The sequence below is a fragment of the Novacetimonas hansenii genome, from assembly GCF_014843995.1.
GTDB classification, from domain to species: domain Bacteria; phylum Pseudomonadota; class Alphaproteobacteria; order Acetobacterales; family Acetobacteraceae; genus Novacetimonas; species Novacetimonas hansenii.
In genome coordinates this window covers 2,893,326-2,910,688 of sequence record NZ_CP062147.1, presented here as the reverse complement: position 1 = coordinate 2,910,688, position 17,363 = coordinate 2,893,326, and the positions used below count along the sequence as shown (strand labels likewise).

Here is a 17,363-nt window from a genome sequence, read left to right as displayed (position 1 = left end):
TTAAGAGACTGTTTGAAAATTCAGGCTCAATAACATCCTGAAATCATAAAGGTTTTTGATGAAGCTTTTCAGGAAAAGCTTCAGAAGACGCCGCCTTTTTGAAAAAGGCGGCCCCCAGAAACTTTTCTTATTTTCTCAATGATGTGTTTTCAAACAATCTCTGAAAAGCGCCACCAAAAACCTTTATGATTTCAGGTGGCGGCGAAGGGACACGCGCGCAGGCATGACCTCAGGCGACCTTGTCGCGCCCCATCGCAAGGAATTTTTCCCGCCGCTGCGCCTTGAGCAACGTGGCGTCCTTTTTCATCAGCCCCGGCAGTTCCGCCGCAATGGCATCACCCACCGCACGGATCGTCGCCTTGGGGTCACGCTGCGCCCCGCCAAGTGGTTCGGGAATGATTCGGTCGATCAGCTCAAGATGCAGGAGATCCTGCGCCGTCAGCTTCAGCGCCCCGGCGGCCGTGCTGGCTTGCTTGGGGTCACGCCACAGGATGGAGGCACAGGCCTCTGGCGAAATGACGGAATAGATCGCATGTTCCAGCATCATGACCCGATCCCCGGCGCCAAGTGCGATCGCCCCGCCGGAGCCCCCTTCGCCGATCACGGTCGCAATGACCGGAACCGGCGCGGACAGGCAGGTGTCGATCGACCGTGCGATGGCCTCCGCCTGTCCGCGTGCCTCCGCATCAATGCCGGGCCATGCGCCGGATGTGTCGATAAAGGTCAGGACCGGCAGGCCAAACTGCCCCGCAAGCTTTATCAGGCGCTGCGCCTTGCGATAGCCCTCGGGCCGCGCCATGCCGAAATTATGCTGAAGGCGGGTCTCGATCTCGGCCCCGCGTTCCGTGCCGATCACGACGACAGGCTGTCCATTGAAACGGCCAAGCCCACCGATAATCGCCTTGTCCTCGCCAAACTGGCGGTCACCCGCCAGCGGCGTGAATTCGCCGATCAACCCGGCGATGTAATCGACCGTATGGGGACGCTGCGCATGGCGGGCGACCTGCACCTTCTGCCATGGGGTCAGCTTGGCATAGGCCGCACGCAATTCGCGGTCGGCCTTTTCCGTCAGGCGCGCGATCTCGTCGGCAATATTAATGCCGTCAGGACCGGACATCTTGCGAAGTTCGTCAATCTTGTTTTCAAGCTCGGCGACGGGCTTTTCGAAATCTAGAAACTGGCGCATGGCCTGCCGATAGCACAGGCCGGGGCGCAGCCAAACAGATTCTGCACCGATCATCGCGCGTTTTTCCTGCCCCGCGTATTTTTTACCGCTGGCGGCGCCGCCATGCGGGCCTCCCCACATCAGGCGGGGGCATGTTCCGACAACGGATGATGATGGCGCAGTGCCTCTTGCAGCCGTTCGGTCAGGACATGGGTATAAATCTGTGTGGTGGTAATGTCGGCATGGCCCAGCAACACCTGCAACGCCCGCAGGTCCGCCCCGTGCGAAAGCAGATGCGTCGCAAAGGAATGGCGCAGCACATGCGGCGACAGGCGCTGCGGGTCCAGCCCGGCCTTCAGCGCGACATCATGCAAGATGCGGTCGAATCCCTGCCGCGTCATGGCACGCAGCGGGTTGCGGCCGGGAAACAGGAACATACTGCGCAACGGGCGGTCCATGCGCATCAGTTCATCGGCCGCGTCGCGCGCGCGCGACGACAGGGGCACCATGCGTTCGCGCCCCCCTTTCCCCCGCACAAGCAGCATTCCCGTCGTGCGTTCCAACGCCGCACGCGGCAGGGACAGCAGTTCCGAAATACGCAACCCCGAGGCATATAGGATTTCAAGCGCGGTACGCGCGACCAGCATACGCCGAACCTCATGCGCGCCGGCATCGGCACGCGCGACACACGCCGCCAGCAGGGCGTCCACATCCCCTTCGGACAGGAACCGCGGCAGCGTGGCGCCCAGGCGCGGGGCCTCCAGCATACTGGCGGGATTGTCGGGGCGGCGCCCCTCACGCACAAGGAAGAGGTAATATTGCCGCAGGCATGACAGCCGCCGCGCCTGGGTCCGCGCCGAAAGCCCGGCCTGCGCCAGACCCGAAAGATATGCACCAAGCTGCCGCGCCGATGCCTGTGGCAACGACGCGCCCTCCACCGCCAGTGCGGTGCCGAGGTCGTCAAGATCGCGGCGATAGGCCTTCAGGGTATTAAGCGCGGCCCCACGTTCGGCGGCCAGCATTTCCAGGAACGCATCGACGCCATCCGCACTCATTGCGCGGGCATGGGCGCGGGCGTGGGCTTGACCAGCGGCATGACCGGCAGAGGTGCGGGCGGGGCCATCGCCATGGGCGGCGGCGCGGCAGGGGCCGCTGCCATCGACAGGTCGCGATGCACGTCCTGCTGTACCAGCGCGGGCGGGAACATACCCAGCGATACGAACCCGCCGACCATGCAGAGCAGCACGACCGCGAACACAGCGACAATAATACGGCCCATGACAGTTTCCCCCATGCAAAGGATGCGCAAGATACCAAGGTGACGCCCCGAAAAGCCATCCATGACCACGCATTGGCGGCGTGCGGTCTTCCCCGCTATCCGTTTTTTCCCGCTCTATGTTAGGTTGGGCGTCATGTCACGCCCGATTTCATCCGATACGCCCCCGACGGCGCACCCCGCGTCCACGCACAACGACGCCACGCCCCTGTTCATCCCCCTCGACCTTGATGCGCTTGGCCATGGCCGACATGCCATCCCCACCATGCCACAGGGACGCAGCATCGTGCTCGTAGGGCTCATGGGGGCGGGAAAGACCACCATCGGGCGCCTGCTCGCCGCGCGGCTGAACCTGGAATTCGTGGATTCGGACGAAGAAATCGAACGTGCGGCAGGCTGTTCCATCGCCGATCTGTTCCAGAAATATGGCGAGGCGGAATTCCGCCGGGGCGAACACATGGTCCTGCGCCGCCTGCTGTCGGGACCGCCGGTCGTGCTGGCGACGGGCGGTGGCGCCTTCATGGACCCGCGCACCCGCGCGTGCATGCGTGAAAATGCAACGTCGGTCTGGCTGCGCTGCCCGTTGCCGGTCCTGCTGCAACGTGTGCAGGACCGCACCCATCGCCCGTTATTGAACGTCGACTCGCCCGCGACGGTCCTGTCGGACCTTATGCGCAAGCGCCATCCCGTTTATGCCGAAGCAGACATTATCGTCGATTGTGGAGATGACAACGTGGAGCACAGTGCCGACCGGGTCCTGGGGGCCATCAACACCGCACGCCGCCCCCTGCTGGTGCCGGTAAAGCTGGAACGTGCCAGTTATGACGTGCTGATCGGGACGGATCTGATCCGTCGCGCGGGTGCGCACCTGTCCGCGCTGCTGCCGCAGAAACGGGTCATGATCGTCACCGACGCGAATGTTGCGGCCCTTCACCTTCCCGCCCTGCACGCGGGGCTGGAGGAAACCGGCATCCAGCACGAGACCATTACCGTGCCGCCGGGCGAAGGGTCAAAGACGCTGTCCGAATACGGGCGCGTCACCAATGCCCTGCTGGAGGCCGGGGTCGAACGCGGCACCACCGTCATCGCCCTGGGGGGGGGGGTCGTGGGGGACCTGACGGGATTCGCCGCCGCGACCACCCTGCGTGGCCTGCCATTTGTGCAGATCCCGACAACCTTGCTGTCGCAGGTCGATTCGTCCGTGGGGGGCAAGACCGGGATCAACACGCCCTTTGGCAAAAACCTGCTTGGTGCGTTTCACCAGCCCCTTTCCGTCCTGGTGGACACGACGGCGCTGACCACGTTGCCCGCGCGCGAAATCCGCGCCGGATATGCCGAAATCCTGAAATCGGGCCTGCTGGGCGATGCCGACCTGTTCGAATGGTGCGACCGGCACGCTCAGGCAGTACTGGAGGGCGACCCGGCCATGCAGGCAGAAGCCATCCGCCGGGCCTGCGCCTTCAAGGCCACCGTCGTCGCCGATGATGAACGTGAGGAACGCAAGACCAACGGACGCGCGCTGCTTAACCTTGGGCATACGTTTGGCCATGCGCTGGAGGCGGAGCTTGGTTATGACGGACGGCTGTTGCATGGGGAGGGGGTCTCGATCGGGCTGCGCCTTGCATTCATGCTGTCTGTGCGGCTGGGATATTGCGCGCAGGCCGACCTTGAACGCGTAAGCGCACATCTGGACCGCCTGGGCATGCCCGCACGCATCAGTGATACGGGGGAGGCATTTTCCGCCGCCACCCTGATCCGCCATATGCAGCGTGACAAGAAAATGCGCGACGGGCGGCTGTCCTTCGTTCTTGTCCGCGGCATTGGCAAGGCATTCACCTGCCGCGATGTGCCCGATGACGCGGTGGCCGACGTACTGCGCGCGGATGGCTGCCGCCCCTGATCGTAATCACTATCCCATGTCCCGTCCCGGCGGGCGGGGCGTGATGTTTATGCAACAACTGGCCGGATGATGGGGCCCACACGCCATCATCCGGTGCGTATTTACCTTATCTCAACCTGTCTCCCTCAAAACGAAGCCGCCAAGGGTCGTAACGGGAGATCTGGAAAGAAATATTCCCGCACTATTCCCCCTGGCGTCGCAAGAGAAAAGCATAAGCTTTATTCGCTCAACATTGTATCGCCCTTGGTGGAACTGCCCCCTGTATCCACAAGCACAGGCGTACGATCAGGTTTAAGGACGGGAATATGCGTCTGCGTACGGCGTTACTGGCAACGACCCTGATGGCCGCCGCCCCGGCGGCGTCAATGGCCACGACAATCACCGGCCCCTATGTTGGGATCGGGGGGGGCTATGACCTCACCCAGGTCCAGCACGGCCACGGGGTTGACCGCGACGGTGGTCCCAACCATCAGGAAAACGAGGTCGGGACACGCGACCGCCTGCGCCATGGCAATGGCTGGACTGGCTTTGGCGGGGTGGGCTGGGGCTTTGGCAACGGGCTGCGCGTGGAAATCGAGGGGGATTACAACTGGTCGCAGATCAACCGTGAAACGATCGGCGGCGGGGCGAATACCTTTGTCGGCCGCACCCACGGTTCCGACCGGTCCTATGGCGGGTTCCTTAATGTCCTGTATGACATCGACCTGAAGCGCCTGTTCAACATCGACGTTCCCGTCACGCCATTCGTCGGTGTCGGTGCGGGCTATCTGTGGCAGGATGTCAGCACCTCGACCGGCTACAACATCAGTGGCGTCAGCGCGAACGTCCGCCACATGGGCGGCAACCAAGGCTTTGCCTATCAGGGTATCGTCGGCGCGGCCTATGATATCCCCGGTGTCCCGGGCCTGCAGATGACCACCGAATACCGCATGATCGGTCAGCCGCAGTCCTTTACCATGGGCAACGCAGGCAGCCAGACCAGCATCGGCAGCCCGTGGAACGCGGAACGCAATGGCTATGTCCATTTCGATCACCGCTTCAACCACCAGTTCATCGTTGGCGTGCGCTATGCATTCAACCATGCCCCGCTGCCGCCGCCGCCGGCCCCCACCGTGGCCCCGCCCGCACCGACCGCGGCACGCACCTATCTTGTCTTCTTTGACTGGGACGGCGCAGCCCTTACCGGTCGTGCGCGTGAAATCGTGGCCGAAGCCGCACAGGCATTCACACACGTCCAGACCACTCGCATCGAGGTCAATGGCTATACCGATAACTCGGCAGCGCAGCCCGGTCCCCGTGGGCAGCAGTACAACATGGGCCTGTCTCTGCGTCGCGCCAACAGCGTGAAGGCCGAGCTGATCCGTGACGGCGTGCCTGCCAACGCCATCGACATCCAGGGCTATGGCGAAGCGCACCCGCTGGTCCCGACCGGACCCGACACGCGTGAGCCCCAGAACCGTCGCGTCGAAATCATCCTGCACTGATATCGCGACGATTATTGATAAAGGGGGAAAGGGGCGCTTCGGCGCCCCTTTTTCATGGCGATACCGATTCCTGCCGCCGCAATAGATAACCGGCGGTAAAATAAGGCAGAAACATCACATACTGTTCCTCATACATTCCCATCCAGGATCAGGATGAAATTTATAAGATTTCAGAGACATTTCGCGATATCTCCTTTTTAACAAAAGAAAAAATAAAATCATACCTCACAGTATCTTTAGGATTTTGTGCTTTTTTTGCCACACTCATCCCGATACGGTGAAACGTCCCTTCTCATCCCCCCCGAGAAAGGCTATCTCACACTCAGAAAAGATTAACGGATGATGTGTCTGTGCATCCTGCTCAGTTGGGACGCGCCTCATCCCTTTGAGACTCCATGAAGTTCTGACACTTCATTTTTTAAGGACGAGAATATGCGTCTTCGCACGGCGTTACTGGCAACGACCCTGATGGCTGCTGCTCCGGCGGCTTCGATGGCCACGACGATCACCGGTCCGTATGTTGATATCGGGGGTGGCTACAACCTCACCCAGACCCAGCACGGCCACTTTGCCGATACTGATGGCGGCACGGAACCGGGCCGTGAAAAGGTCGGGCACCGTCACGGCTGGACCGGCTTCGGCGCGGTTGGCTGGGGCTTCGGTAACGGCCTGCGCGCCGAGGTCGAGGGCGATTACAACTGGTCCGAAATCTACAGCAAGAGCCGTGGCGACAAGGGCTCCGACCGCTCCTATGGCGGTTTCGTCAACGTGCTGTATGACATCGACCTGAAGCGTCTGTTCAGCATCGACGTCCCCGTCACGCCGTTCGTCGGTGTCGGCGCGGGCTATCTGTGGCAGGGCGTGCATGACGCCACCATCGGCGGCAACAACCCCGGCGGCGCACGCAGCATGAGCGGCACCAAGGGCGGCTTCGCCTACCAGGGTATCGTCGGTGCGGCCTATGACATCCCCGGCGTCCCGGGCCTGCAGATGACCACCGAATACCGCATGATCGGTCAGCCGCAGTCCTTCACCATGGGCAACTTCACGGCGGGTGACGGTCACGCAAGCTTCGACCATCGCTTCAACCACCAGTTCATCGTCGGTGTCCGCTACGCGTTCAACAACGCGCCGCCGCCGCCGCCGCCGGCCCCCACCGTGGCCCCGCCCGCACCGACCGCGGCACGCACCTACCTCGTCTTCTTTGACTGGGATGGCGCAGCCCTTACCGGTCGTGCGCGTGAAATCGTGGCCGAAGCCGCACAGGCATCCACCCACGTCCAGACCACCCGCATCGAGGTCAATGGCTATACCGATAACTCGGCAGCCCATCCCGGCCCGCGCGGCGAGAAGTACAACATGGGCCTGTCCATGCGTCGCGCAGACAGCGTGAAGGCTGAACTGATCCGTGACGGCGTGCCCGCAAACGCCATCGACATCCACGGCTATGGCGAAGCGCACCCGCTGGTCCCGACCGGACCCGACACGCGTGAGCCCCAGAACCGTCGCGTCGAAATCATCCTGCACTGATCCTCAGATCAGACAGACTGATTCCATGCGAAAGGGAGTGCCTCGGCACTCCCTTTTTGCTTGTACAGGCATCATGATGACCCACCAAGTTGCGTAGGCATGCGGAAAAGAACGGATTGCGCTGCGACACATGAGAGCGGTCGCGCGCCCATTTTTCAATTCCTGCGTTTCGGGATTGTCGGGGCGCTGGGCCTTGGATGGGATACAGCCGCCGTCTACGCGCTGCGTCCGCTTGTGGGGCTGGGCTGTGCCGCCATCATTGCGTATTTTGTCGCTGCATCGTCAAACTGGTGGTGTAACCGGCTGTGGACTTTTCGCAACCGGGGTAACAGGCACCATTTCCTGCATCAGTGGGCACGATTCATGGCGGGAAACACGGTGGGGTTCTGCCTGAACCGGGGCTGTGTCTTCGTGCTGTTCCACCTGTCGGCAACCTGTCGACTCTATCCCGTGCTTGCGCTGGCCGCAGGGGCGCTCAGCGGCATGACCGCCAATTTTCACATCAGCCGCAAACATGTCTTCCAACATGCCCGCCCAGACATGACGCCACCTGTGGCAAGCGGGACATCATCGGGTGACAGGCCCGCCACCATGGAGCCAAATGGAGTCCCTCATCTCCTTGGTGAAAAAGACAAGTCGCCATAGAATCCGGTGCCAGCCATTGTGTTATTATGGCCACGCACGAAGAAAACCCATCCGTCATCCCGTGCAACATTCGGGAAACAAAGCAAAAATTCTTTAAATTATCCTTTATTATCAATTCATTATAATATAGTATGTATACACATTATAAGTGTAATATCAGCCCTGCCAAACTGATGGGTTTCTAAAACGAAACCGATAGCGGTATAGGATGTTACGCAAGAAGCTGATTAGCGACCGCACGCATCCCGGCGGCACGATTATAAAGAACGAGTCTTAAGGAAGGACGAAAATATGCGTCTTCGCACGGCGTTACTGGCAACGACCCTGATGGCTGCTGCTCCGGCGGCTTCGATGGCCACGACGATCACCGGTCCGTATGTTGATATCGGGGGTGGCTACAACCTCACCCAGACCCAGCACGGCCACTTTGCCGATACTGATGGCGGCACGGAACCGGGCCGTGAAAAGGTCGGGCACCGTCACGGCTGGACCGGCTTCGGCGCGGTTGGCTGGGGCTTCGGTAACGGCCTGCGCGCCGAGGTCGAGGGCGATTACAACTGGTCCGAAATCTACAGCAAGAGCCGTGGCGACAAGGGCTCCGACCGCTCCTATGGCGGTTTCGTCAACGTGCTGTATGACATCGACCTGAAGCGTCTGTTCAGCATCGACGTCCCCGTCACGCCGTTCGTCGGTGTCGGCGCGGGCTATCTGTGGCAGGGCGTGCATGACGCCACCATCGGCGGCAACAACCCCGGCGGCGCACGCAGCATGAGCGGCACCAAGGGCGGCTTCGCCTACCAGGGTATCGTCGGTGCGGCCTATGACATCCCCGGCGTCCCGGGCCTGCAGATGACCACCGAATACCGCATGATCGGTCAGCCGCAGTCCTTCACCATGGGCAACTTCACGGCGGGTGACGGTCACGCAAGCTTCGACCATCGCTTCAACCACCAGTTCATCGTCGGTGTCCGCTACGCGTTCAACAACGCGCCGCCGCCGCCGCCGCCGGCCCCCACCGTGGCCCCGCCCGCACCGACCGCGGCACGCACCTACCTCGTCTTCTTTGACTGGGATGGCGCAGCCCTTACCGGTCGTGCGCGTGAAATCGTGGCCGAAGCCGCACAGGCATCCACCCACGTCCAGACCACCCGCATCGAGGTCAATGGCTATACCGATAACTCGGCAGCCCATCCCGGCCCGCGCGGCGAGAAGTACAACATGGGCCTGTCCATGCGTCGCGCAGACAGCGTGAAGGCTGAACTGATCCGTGACGGCGTGCCCGCAAACGCCATCGACATCCACGGCTATGGCGAAGCGCACCCGCTGGTCCCGACCGGACCCGACACGCGTGAGCCCCAGAACCGCCGCGTCGAAATCATCCTGCACTGATCCTCAGATCAGACAGACTGATTCCATGCGAAAGGGAGTGCCTCGGCACTCCCTTTTTGCTTGTACAAGGACCTGGCAAAGATCAAAAAGCAAAGAATACGAAGCCATCTGGGTCCTTTAGAAAACTTAATTCCAAACAGGCCCTGAAAAGCTTCGAAAGACGCTGCCTTTTTAAAAAAAAGGCAGCACCCAAAAAACTTTTCTTGTTTTTTATCAACGTCTTGTTTTCAGGCAGTCTCTCAGATGCCTCACAACCGCAGGATGGATCAGACAAGATCGCGCAGCAGCGGGACCAGCGGCTTGTCCGCATCGGGCATGGCATATTCATGCAGGCGGTTGGCCGCAACCCATTCCAGGGTCTGCCCCTCCCGCGGGGTAGGGGTGTTTTTCCACCGGTGACAGACATAAAGCGGCATCAGAAGGTGGAAATGCCCGTAATCGTGGGAAACAAAGGTAAATGGCGCCAGGCAGGAGCGGGCGACATCGATGCCCAGCTCCTCGTCAAGTTCGCGGATCAACGCGACCTCTGGTGTTTCACCCGGCTCTACCTTGCCGCCGGGAAATTCCCACAGGCCAGCCATGGATTTCCCCTCTGGCCGTCGCGCCAGCAGGATACGCCCGTCCGTATCGACCAGGGCGACAGCCGCGACCAGTACGCTTTTCTTCCGTCGCGTCTGGTTGTCCTCCCCGGTGTCGGGCGACGTGCCGGTGCCCGACAGGTCGGCATGGCGTGCCTCAAAGCACAGGACGGGATATTCCCCCCCGCGGGAGACGAATTCCTGATGGCCTGTCCCGATTTCGCGAAAGCCGATGCGACGCAGCACGGCGATGGAGGGATGGTTGTCATATGCCACCGCCGCCGTCAGCCGTTCAACCGGCAGGTTGGCCATGGCCCACCGTGCCAGCCGTCCTGCCGTGGTGGACGCCACCTTGCGGTTCCAGTGCGTGCGCGCCACCCAATAGCCCAGGGTGCCCGAACGGTTGGCATGGTCGATCCTGAGCCCGAGACAGCCGATCAGTTCGTCCGGGTTTGCCGCCTGCGGGCAGGTGATGGCGAAGTGATAGGCCGTGCCGTCGCGTGACTGTGCGATAGTGGAGGCGATCCATTCATCCGTCAGTTCCCGTGAATAGGGAAACGGCACGCGGCTGAGCATGCGCACCACGCTCCAGTCATTGATCAGGCGATGCATGACCGGTGCATCGGCGGCCCTGACCTCACGCAGCAGGTAGTCCCCCGCCTCCAGCGCCGTGCCTGCAAATCGTGACTGTTCGCCGGCTGTCATCTGCTGGCCTGTGGCGCGGCGGGCGCGGGGGTGTCATCCTCGGCCGGCAGCCCGCATTCAGCCAGAAGCGCGCGCAGGTTGCAGATCACGGGAAAGATTTCCTGATTGCGATCGCCGCCCTGTTCGTTCCATGCCTCCTGCTCCATCTCCACGATTTCGCGGTCCTCGCGGAAGATCCGTTCGGTAAAGGCGGTCAGGAACGGCCATGCAAGGTCAAGCAGCCCCGGTATGCCCGGACGCTTGATCGACAACAGGCCAAAGACGCGGTTGGTCAACTGTTGCGCATCCTGCGGGACATAGGAAATCCACAGGTCCATGACCGGGTCGTTGTCGCCCGTGCGAATCGACAGCGTCTGGTGGGGATAGACGGTGCGGATCGTCATGACGTCGCGATGTGCGTACTTGTCGCTGTTGTCACGCTTCTGCCCGAAAATCAGTGCCTCGCCAATCGGCTGCTTGCCGCCCGTGCGCGCAAAGCTGTAACGCGCCTCCACCATGTTCGCGGTGCGTTCCTGCCCAAGGAAGCGGGGCTTCATCTCGCCCATCTGCTTCATGTGCATGAACTGGTGGTTCATATCCATCAGGTTTTCATGCATGAAGCTGTAGTGGCATTTGATGGTACGGCCAAAGCGGCGTGTCTTGTAGGCCGGGTTCGCGACCTGCGCCAGTTGCGGCAGGGCCTGGTCCTGCGCTTTTTCCGGGTCGCCGGGGAAGATGAAGATCAGCCCGTCCTGTTCACGGCACGGATAGGTGCGCACCCCGTTCGGCAGCTTGCCCTTGCCGAGATAGGGAACGTCGATGCAGCGTCCCGACCGGCCATAGGCCCAGCCGTGATAGCAGCATTGCACCGAGTCTCCCTTGACGGTGCCCTTGCTCAGGGGCACCTGACGGTGGGCGCAGCGATCCTCCAGCGCAAAGACGCTCCCCCCCTCGCGTGGGCGCACCAGCGCGATGGGCAGGCCCGCGTAACGTGTTCCGATTGTCTTGCCCGGACGCAGTTCGCGTGACCATGCAACGGGGTACCAGTTGTCAGGATGCGCATGGATGCGACGCAGGTCGCGTCGGCCTGTGGTCAGGGGCGGCATGCTGTCTGACGATAGCAATTTGTCCATTGTCTCTCTTGATTTTGAAGATGGCCGTGGCAATCGGACATGCCAGGAATCCCAGGTGGCGTTGCTCTGTCAACCGATACGGTCAGGTATATCCATCACGGTATATAAGGATGTTTTTCACGGGAAGCATAAATGGTTCCGCACACTCATACTTTGTCACATATCCTCCTGTCCCGTGATGGGGGTGCGGCCTTGTGTTGGTATGGGGCGGTGGGGACCGTCCCGGCGCACCATCATGGCGCGTGGTCGCGGGGCGGTCCATGTGCTGGATCATTCTTGGGCGGAAAGTTCCGCCGTCAGGTCCTCGATGAACTGGAACGCGACACGGCCCGACCGGCCACCGCGCGACAGTGACCATGCATTGGCGCGACGCACCAGATCGGCATCGTCGATCGGCAGGTGACGTTCGCGCGCATATCCACGCACCATGTCCATGAACGTGTCCTGCGCGCAGTTGTGAAAACCGATCCACAGCCCGAACCGGTCGGAAAGGGAGACCTTCTCCTCTGTCGCTTCAGCGGTGTTGATGGCGGTTGAACTTTCGTTCTCGATCATCTCGCGCGGCATCAGGTGGCGGCGGTTCGATGTGGCATAGAACAGGACGTTGGCCGGACGTCCCGCGATACCACCGTCCAGCACGGATTTCAGCGCCTTGTAATCCGCATCCTCGCGTTCGAATGACAGGTCATCGCAAAAGACGATGAACCGCCGCGAACTCTCCCGCAGCAGGGCAAGCAGTTCGGGCAGGGTGGACAGGTCCTCGCGCTGGATTTCCACCAGCGCCACGCGACCCGCGCCCCGGGCGGCGGGTTTTCCATCCACCATGTTGGCCTGTGCGTGCGCCGCCTTGACCAGTGATGATTTGCCCATGCCGCGCGCGCCCCACAGCATGGCGTTGTTGGCGGGCAGTCCCTGCGCGAAATGCCGCGTATTTTCCAGCAGCATGTTGCGCTGGCGTTCCACCCCGCGCAGCAGGCCGATATCGACATGCGCCACATGCGCCACGGGAGACAGGCGCCCCAGCGCGGGATGCCAGATGAAAGCATCGGCAGTTTCGAGGCCGCCAAGGCTGGGCGCCGGTGGCGAGAGGCGCTCCAGCGCGGAGGCGATCCGTTCAAGGAGGGGAAGCAGGTTGGAATCCATCGTCGATCCTGGGTCTTGGACAAGGGGCGACAGCATATGCTGACTGGTATCCGGAGCGCGTCGGACCATATGCAATGGCGAAGTGACGCCTTGACGGGAAACAGGCGAAAACTATGGTCCGCATCGCAACCCTGCAACCCGTTCCAACCTGTATCATGCCGGAAAGCTGCCCATGCGCTCTCTTTTTGACAATTTCCTGACGACCCCAGCCTATGCCCAATCGGCCGGAGGCGGTGGATTCAGCGCCGAAGGGCTGATGTCCATCCTGCCTTATGTCGCGATGTTCGGTATTTTCTATTTTCTGCTGATCCGCCCGCAGCAGGTCAAGCAGAAGCAGTTGCGCAGCCAGCTTTCCGCCCTGCGTCGGGGCGACCGGGTGCTGACGGCAGGCGGGATCATCGCCGTTGTCCAGAAAGTGAGCGAGGGTTCGAACGAGGTCGAGGTCGAACTTGCCCCCAACGTGCGTGTGACGGTCCTGCGCGATACCATCAGCACCGTCATCACCAGTGTCGCAACCCCAGCCAACGACGCGACCCCGGCCAAGAAGGATTGAGGGGAGGAGTAAGACCCCCCCTTGATGCACTGTAAAAAGTTCTGATGTTGCCGTTTGCGGAAAGGCAACATCCTGGTGAGGACTGGTCTGAAACAGATCCTCACCAGAAAAATGTCATTCCAGCCGATCATGCTGTGTGCAGCAGGCCTGTTGCGGTCAATCTCGCTGTGGGCCGACCGGGAGCAATCAGGCGCGGGCGCGCAGCAGGATCGCGCCAAAACCGATGAAAATGCCCCCGGTGATCCGGTTGAATGCCCGCTTCAGTGTCGGGCGCTCCAGATAGGCCGCCATCTTGCGGCCCCCCAGTGCATAGATCATGTACCATGCCGTCTCGATCGTGGCGAATGTCGCGACAAGGATGGAAAACTGGCCCAGGCGCGGGGCGGCGGGATTGATGAACTGTGGGAAGAATGCAGCCGCGAACAGCAACAGCTTGGGATTGCTGATCGCCACAAGGAACCCGCCGCGAAACAGGGCGAACGTGGTTGTGCCCGCAGGGTCGGGTGTTGCGGCGGATATGGCGTCCGATGTCATGTCCGCCATGGCCTGCCCGTCTCCTTGCCCGTCCCCTTGTGGCGGCGGTGTGCCCGCATCCGCCCGCCATGCCTTGAGCCCGAGGAAAACAAGGTAACATGCCCCGGCCACACGCAGGACGCCAAACAGCTTGGGCGATGCGGCGAGTGCCGCGCTGAGGCCCGCGGCGGAGGCGCCAAGTGCCACAAGCAGCGCAAGCAGGCACCCCGCCATGGCGGCAGTGGTGCGCCGAACCCCGAAATGGACGCTGCGTGTCAGCACATGCAGCATGTTGGGGCCGGGAATGGCGCACAGGAGGAAGACGGCGACGGAAAACAGCCACCATGAATGAAGGGTCATCTCGCGGTCCTGCGGCTCGTGCCATGGAGAAGGCACGTCAGTGGGTCAAAGGTCGTCGGAAAACAAGCCATTGCTAAAAAACAGAAGGTTCCGGCCATCACTTTTTTCAAAAGGTGATGTCTTCTGTAAAGCCCTTTGGCAATGTCTTGGCATAAACCTTTATGGAAGCGGCGGGATGGCGGGCCATAGGGGGCACATGCCATCTGGCAAGACGAAAAAACCCGGCCGCATGCACGACCGGGTTTCCTGGGGATGGCCCGGGGGCCATCCCGGCAATTGGCGTGATGCCTTACGCGGCCTTGAGCTGCGCTTCGGCGAATTCATAATTCGCCAGCTTGTCGAGGTAGTTGACGATATAGTCAGGGCGACGGTTGCGGAAGTCGAGGTAGTAGGAGTGTTCCCACACGTCGAGGCCAAGCAGCACCTTGCCCTGGCCTTCGGCCAGCGGGTTGGAGCCATTGGCCGTCTTCGTCACCGCAAGCTTGCCGTCGGGGCCAAGCACCAGCCAGGCCCAGCCCGACCCGAACTGTGACGCGGCGGCGGCCTTGAAATCGGCCTTGAACTTTTCGATGCTGCCGAAATCCTCAACCAGCTTCTTGGATACGGAATCGGGAATCGCGCCACCCGTGGGCGACAGGTTCTGCCAGAACAGGATGTGGTTCCAATGCTGTCCCGCATTGTTGAACACGGGGGCCTGTGCCGGATCATCCTTTACCGCCAAGATGATTTCCTCCAGCGACTTGCCCTGCAGCGCGGGCTTGGATTCGACAAAGCCGTTCAGCGCCGTCACATAGGCCTGATGATGCTTGTCATGGTGCAGTTCAAGCGTTTCCTGGCACATGCCGCGCGCGGCAAGGGCATTGTAAGCGAAGGGGAGGGAGGGCAATTCGAAAGCCATGAACATTCTCCTGGCGATTGCAAAAGGCGGTATCGCACCGCTACCCCTAAACAGCTATGGGCGCGCGGCGGGTGCGTCAAGTCACACGCCTCGGCGCGGGCGTATCGTAACGCATGGACCCCTAACGTCATGACCCCGACCCGGGATGCAGAACATTCCACCGATGGCCTGTCTGAATGTGGCGCGATTGCGCGACGTTTCGACCCGGACCGTTTCCTGTGCGCGCTGTTTGTGCCCGCCCCCGCGCGGGAGGCGGCGATGACGCTGGTTGCCTTTAATCACGAGTGTGTTCGCGCGCTTTCGACTCCTGCCTCCTGGGCGGTGGCGGGGCCGATCGCGGGGATGATCCGCCTGCAATGGTGGCGTGACGTCATTGACGGGGGCGACCCGCAACGCCACCCGGTGGCCATTGCCCTGGTGGACCTGCTGGCATGTGGCGCGGTGCGGGCGGATACCGTGCGTGGCATTGTCGATGCGCGTGAATGTGAACTCGACGGGTTGCCTGACTGGCCCGCGTGGCGCGCCAATATGCGCGCGGGGGCCGGTGGGGTGCAGCGTGCAATGGCGGAGGTGCTGGACCCTCGCGACGATGTGGCGTGCGATGCGGTGGCGGAACTGGGTGCGGTTTATGGCGCGGGCGCACTGGCGCGGCATCTGGGGGCGGTGCTGCGTTCGGGACGGTGCCCGCTGCCGGATGTGGCGCTTGACGCCGTGGGGCTGGAACGTGATGGCCTGCGCGATGGGGCGGCCACCGCCGGACAGAGGGCGGCGCTGCATGCCCTGCTGCGTGCCGAAGGGGCGGCATTCCATGCCCGCGCCATGACGATTACGCCATGCCTGCCGCGCACGGTCCTGCCTGCCGCCCTGCCGGCCGTGCTGGGGCGGCGTGACCTGCGGGCGGATGGAGGAGATGACGGTGGTGCGCGCGGCATTGGCGACCGGCTGGCGGTCATGGTCGCGATGGCGCGCGGGCGGGTGTGAGCGTGCAGAAGGTTTGGGGTGGACGCTGCATAAGGGGCCACCTCATTTTAGTTTGAAAACACATCCTTGATAGAAAACGGGAACAGTTTTCGGACGCCGCCTTTCTTCAGAAAGGCGGCGTCTTCTGAAGCTTTTTGGAAAAAGCTTCACCAAAAACCTTTATGGTTTCAGGATGTTATCAAGCCTGACTTTTAAAGCAGCTTCTGGCTGGTGCTAAAGATGTTTACGGTGTTGCGTCGTTGGCGACCATGGTTTCCATGATGGCGAACAGGGCGGAATAATCCTTGTCCGCATACCGGCGCCGCGTCAGGCTCAGCGATTGTGTCGCCGCCGCCGTCGCGGGCATCGGGGCCATCTGACGCGCCGCATCCGTCAGCAGCAGGCGCATGTCCTTCTGCATCAGGCGCGTGGGAAACTGCGGGCTGAAATCCCCCGCTTTCGCGGCTTTCAGCTTGCGCTTGTGATGTGGGGAGATGACCGGCACGGCATCAAGCGCGTCAAACAGCATGTCGCGTTCCAGGCCGCTGGCCAGCCCATAGGCCACGCCTTCGGCCACGACTGACAGGGTCGCCCCCATGATGCCGTTGATGACCAGTTTCAGCTTTGACCCGCTGCCTGATGGCCCGGCATGGATCGTCAGCCGCCCGATGGCGTCAAAGATGGGCTGCGCCCGCGCGACGTCAGCCGCATCCCCCCCGACAAGGATGACAAGGTTGGCGGATTCGGCCTCTGGCGTACTGCCTGCCACGGGCGCGTCGAGTACGGTAATCCCGCCTGCCGCCGCCTGCGCTGCCAGCGCGATGGAGGTTTCTGGGGCGACCGAACTGGTATTGATCAGCAGGCCGCCAGCCTTCATGCCCGCAAGCACGCCGTCGGGGCCGGACATGGATTGTTCCAGCGCTTCGTCATCGGGAACGCAGGCGATGACGATGTCGGCATCGGCGGCCAGTGCGCGTGGGGTGGGCAGGAATGTCACGTCGCCATCGCCGCCCCTGCCCGAGGGGGTATAGGCCACGATGCGGTATCCCGCCTTGCGCAGGTTCGCGCCCATGCGGCTGGCCATGGCGCCAAAGCCGATAAAGCCGATCAGAAGGGACATGGAAAGAACTCCTGACTTGTTCATCCAGGATA

16 protein-coding genes are annotated in these 17,363 nt (G+C 61.9%); 7 read left to right on the top strand and 9 right to left on the bottom strand.

Annotated features, from left to right (window positions below; genetic code table 11):
* Positions 1–229: 229 nt before the first annotated feature.
* From IFJ82_RS12695 to IFJ82_RS12685, 3 genes are all read right to left on the bottom strand, one after another.
* The gene (locus IFJ82_RS12695) at positions 230–1,186 is read right to left on the bottom strand and encodes an acetyl-CoA carboxylase carboxyltransferase subunit alpha (RefSeq protein WP_040511582.1); all 957 of its coding nucleotides are present in this window, start codon (positions 1,184–1,186) and stop codon (positions 230–232) included.
* Positions 1,187–1,305: 119 nt separating this feature from the next.
* The gene (locus IFJ82_RS12690; protein ID WP_003618038.1) at positions 1,306–2,220 is read right to left on the bottom strand and encodes a tyrosine recombinase; all 915 of its coding nucleotides are present in this window, start codon (positions 2,218–2,220) and stop codon (positions 1,306–1,308) included.
* Positions 2,217–2,444, bottom strand: a complete 228-nt coding sequence (locus tag IFJ82_RS12685) for a hypothetical protein (RefSeq protein WP_050772131.1) — start codon at positions 2,442–2,444, stop codon at positions 2,217–2,219. The genes IFJ82_RS12690 and IFJ82_RS12685 overlap by 4 nt, the downstream gene beginning before the upstream one ends.
* Before the next feature lie 133 nt (positions 2,445–2,577).
* Between IFJ82_RS12685 and aroB the strand changes: the two genes are divergently transcribed.
* The 5 genes from aroB to IFJ82_RS12660 all read left to right on the top strand — a co-directional run bounded on the left by aroB (position 2,578) and on the right by IFJ82_RS12660 (position 9,389).
* On the top strand, positions 2,578–4,341 hold the full coding sequence (gene aroB, locus IFJ82_RS12680) for a 3-dehydroquinate synthase (RefSeq protein WP_075624093.1): 1,764 nt from the start codon (positions 2,578–2,580) through the stop codon (positions 4,339–4,341).
* Positions 4,342–4,646: 305 nt separating this feature from the next.
* Complete coding sequence (locus tag IFJ82_RS12675; RefSeq protein ID WP_192264821.1) at positions 4,647–5,825, top strand: OmpA family protein; 1,179 nt, start codon at positions 4,647–4,649, stop codon at positions 5,823–5,825.
* 432 nt (positions 5,826–6,257) lie between these two features.
* A complete protein-coding gene (locus IFJ82_RS12670; RefSeq protein WP_062808662.1) occupies positions 6,258–7,355 on the top strand; it encodes an OmpA family protein in 1,098 nt (365 codons plus the stop codon).
* Between the two features lie 99 nt (positions 7,356–7,454).
* Positions 7,455–8,000 (top strand): GtrA family protein, encoded by a 546-nt coding sequence (locus tag IFJ82_RS12665; protein WP_192264819.1) that lies wholly within the window; start codon positions 7,455–7,457, stop codon positions 7,998–8,000.
* 291 nt (positions 8,001–8,291) lie between these two features.
* Complete coding sequence (locus IFJ82_RS12660; protein ID WP_062808662.1) at positions 8,292–9,389, top strand: OmpA family protein; 1,098 nt, start codon at positions 8,292–8,294, stop codon at positions 9,387–9,389.
* A gap of 266 nt (positions 9,390–9,655) precedes the next feature.
* Here IFJ82_RS12660 and mutT read toward each other — a convergent pair whose 3' ends face one another.
* From mutT to IFJ82_RS12645, 3 genes are all read right to left on the bottom strand, one after another.
* Positions 9,656–10,672, bottom strand: coding sequence for an 8-oxo-dGTP diphosphatase MutT (gene mutT, locus IFJ82_RS15915; RefSeq protein ID WP_003618043.1), 1,017 nt, complete (start codon positions 10,670–10,672; stop codon positions 9,656–9,658).
* Positions 10,669–11,784, bottom strand: a complete 1,116-nt coding sequence (locus IFJ82_RS12650) for an aromatic ring-hydroxylating oxygenase subunit alpha (RefSeq protein WP_003618045.1) — start codon at positions 11,782–11,784, stop codon at positions 10,669–10,671. Before IFJ82_RS12650 ends, mutT begins: the two co-directional genes overlap by 4 nt.
* Before the next feature lie 270 nt (positions 11,785–12,054).
* Complete coding sequence (locus tag IFJ82_RS12645; RefSeq protein WP_062808664.1) at positions 12,055–12,927, bottom strand: ATP-binding protein; 873 nt, start codon at positions 12,925–12,927, stop codon at positions 12,055–12,057.
* A gap of 172 nt (positions 12,928–13,099) precedes the next feature.
* Here IFJ82_RS12645 and yajC point away from each other — a divergent pair, with 172 nt between their 5' ends.
* Entirely contained in the window at positions 13,100–13,480 is a 381-nt protein-coding gene (gene yajC, locus IFJ82_RS12640; protein WP_003618048.1) for a preprotein translocase subunit YajC, read from the top strand.
* Between the two features lie 186 nt (positions 13,481–13,666).
* On the opposite strand, the gene IFJ82_RS12635 is transcribed toward yajC, so the two are convergent.
* Both IFJ82_RS12635 and IFJ82_RS12630 read right to left on the bottom strand, forming a co-directional pair.
* Entirely contained in the window at positions 13,667–14,353 is a 687-nt protein-coding gene (locus IFJ82_RS12635) for a LysE family translocator (protein WP_192264817.1), read from the bottom strand.
* Positions 14,354–14,642: 289 nt separating this feature from the next.
* Entirely contained in the window at positions 14,643–15,251 is a 609-nt protein-coding gene (locus IFJ82_RS12630; RefSeq protein ID WP_192264815.1) for a superoxide dismutase, read from the bottom strand.
* Positions 15,252–15,380: 129 nt separating this feature from the next.
* Between IFJ82_RS12630 and IFJ82_RS12625 the strand changes: the two genes are divergently transcribed.
* A complete protein-coding gene (locus tag IFJ82_RS12625; RefSeq protein WP_192264813.1) occupies positions 15,381–16,232 on the top strand; it encodes a phytoene/squalene synthase family protein in 852 nt (283 codons plus the stop codon).
* 223 nt (positions 16,233–16,455) lie between these two features.
* Here the strand turns inward: IFJ82_RS12625 and IFJ82_RS12620 are convergent, their stop codons facing one another.
* Positions 16,456–17,331 (bottom strand): NAD(P)-dependent oxidoreductase, encoded by an 876-nt coding sequence (locus tag IFJ82_RS12620; RefSeq protein WP_192264811.1) that lies wholly within the window; start codon positions 17,329–17,331, stop codon positions 16,456–16,458.
* Positions 17,332–17,363 lie beyond the last annotated feature (32 nt).

What these genes read in the sequence shown, in the direction of transcription:
- IFJ82_RS12695 (WP_040511582.1), bottom strand. Translation starts at nt 1,186, where the DNA reads ATGCGCCAGTTTCTAGATTTCGAAAAGCCCGTCGCCGAGCTTGAAAAC.
- IFJ82_RS12690 (WP_003618038.1), bottom strand. Translation starts at nt 2,220, where the DNA reads ATGAGTGCGGATGGCGTCGATGCGTTCCTGGAAATGCTGGCCGCCGAA.
- IFJ82_RS12685 (WP_050772131.1), bottom strand. Translation starts at nt 2,444, where the DNA reads ATGGGCCGTATTATTGTCGCTGTGTTCGCGGTCGTGCTGCTCTGCATG.
- aroB (WP_075624093.1), top strand. Translation starts at nt 2,578, where the DNA reads ATGTCACGCCCGATTTCATCCGATACGCCCCCGACGGCGCACCCCGCG.
- IFJ82_RS12675 (WP_192264821.1), top strand. Translation starts at nt 4,647, where the DNA reads ATGCGTCTGCGTACGGCGTTACTGGCAACGACCCTGATGGCCGCCGCC.
- IFJ82_RS12670 (WP_062808662.1), top strand. Translation starts at nt 6,258, where the DNA reads ATGCGTCTTCGCACGGCGTTACTGGCAACGACCCTGATGGCTGCTGCT.
- IFJ82_RS12665 (WP_192264819.1), top strand. Translation starts at nt 7,455, where the DNA reads ATGCGGAAAAGAACGGATTGCGCTGCGACACATGAGAGCGGTCGCGCG.
- IFJ82_RS12660 (WP_062808662.1), top strand. Translation starts at nt 8,292, where the DNA reads ATGCGTCTTCGCACGGCGTTACTGGCAACGACCCTGATGGCTGCTGCT.
- mutT (WP_003618043.1), bottom strand. Translation starts at nt 10,672, where the DNA reads ATGACAGCCGGCGAACAGTCACGATTTGCAGGCACGGCGCTGGAGGCG.
- IFJ82_RS12650 (WP_003618045.1), bottom strand. Translation starts at nt 11,784, where the DNA reads ATGGACAAATTGCTATCGTCAGACAGCATGCCGCCCCTGACCACAGGC.
- IFJ82_RS12645 (WP_062808664.1), bottom strand. Translation starts at nt 12,927, where the DNA reads ATGGATTCCAACCTGCTTCCCCTCCTTGAACGGATCGCCTCCGCGCTG.
- yajC (WP_003618048.1), top strand. Translation starts at nt 13,100, where the DNA reads ATGCGCTCTCTTTTTGACAATTTCCTGACGACCCCAGCCTATGCCCAA.
- IFJ82_RS12635 (WP_192264817.1), bottom strand. Translation starts at nt 14,353, where the DNA reads ATGACCCTTCATTCATGGTGGCTGTTTTCCGTCGCCGTCTTCCTCCTG.
- IFJ82_RS12630 (WP_192264815.1), bottom strand. Translation starts at nt 15,251, where the DNA reads ATGGCTTTCGAATTGCCCTCCCTCCCCTTCGCTTACAATGCCCTTGCC.
- IFJ82_RS12625 (WP_192264813.1), top strand. Translation starts at nt 15,381, where the DNA reads ATGACCCCGACCCGGGATGCAGAACATTCCACCGATGGCCTGTCTGAA.
- IFJ82_RS12620 (WP_192264811.1), bottom strand. Translation starts at nt 17,331, where the DNA reads ATGTCCCTTCTGATCGGCTTTATCGGCTTTGGCGCCATGGCCAGCCGC.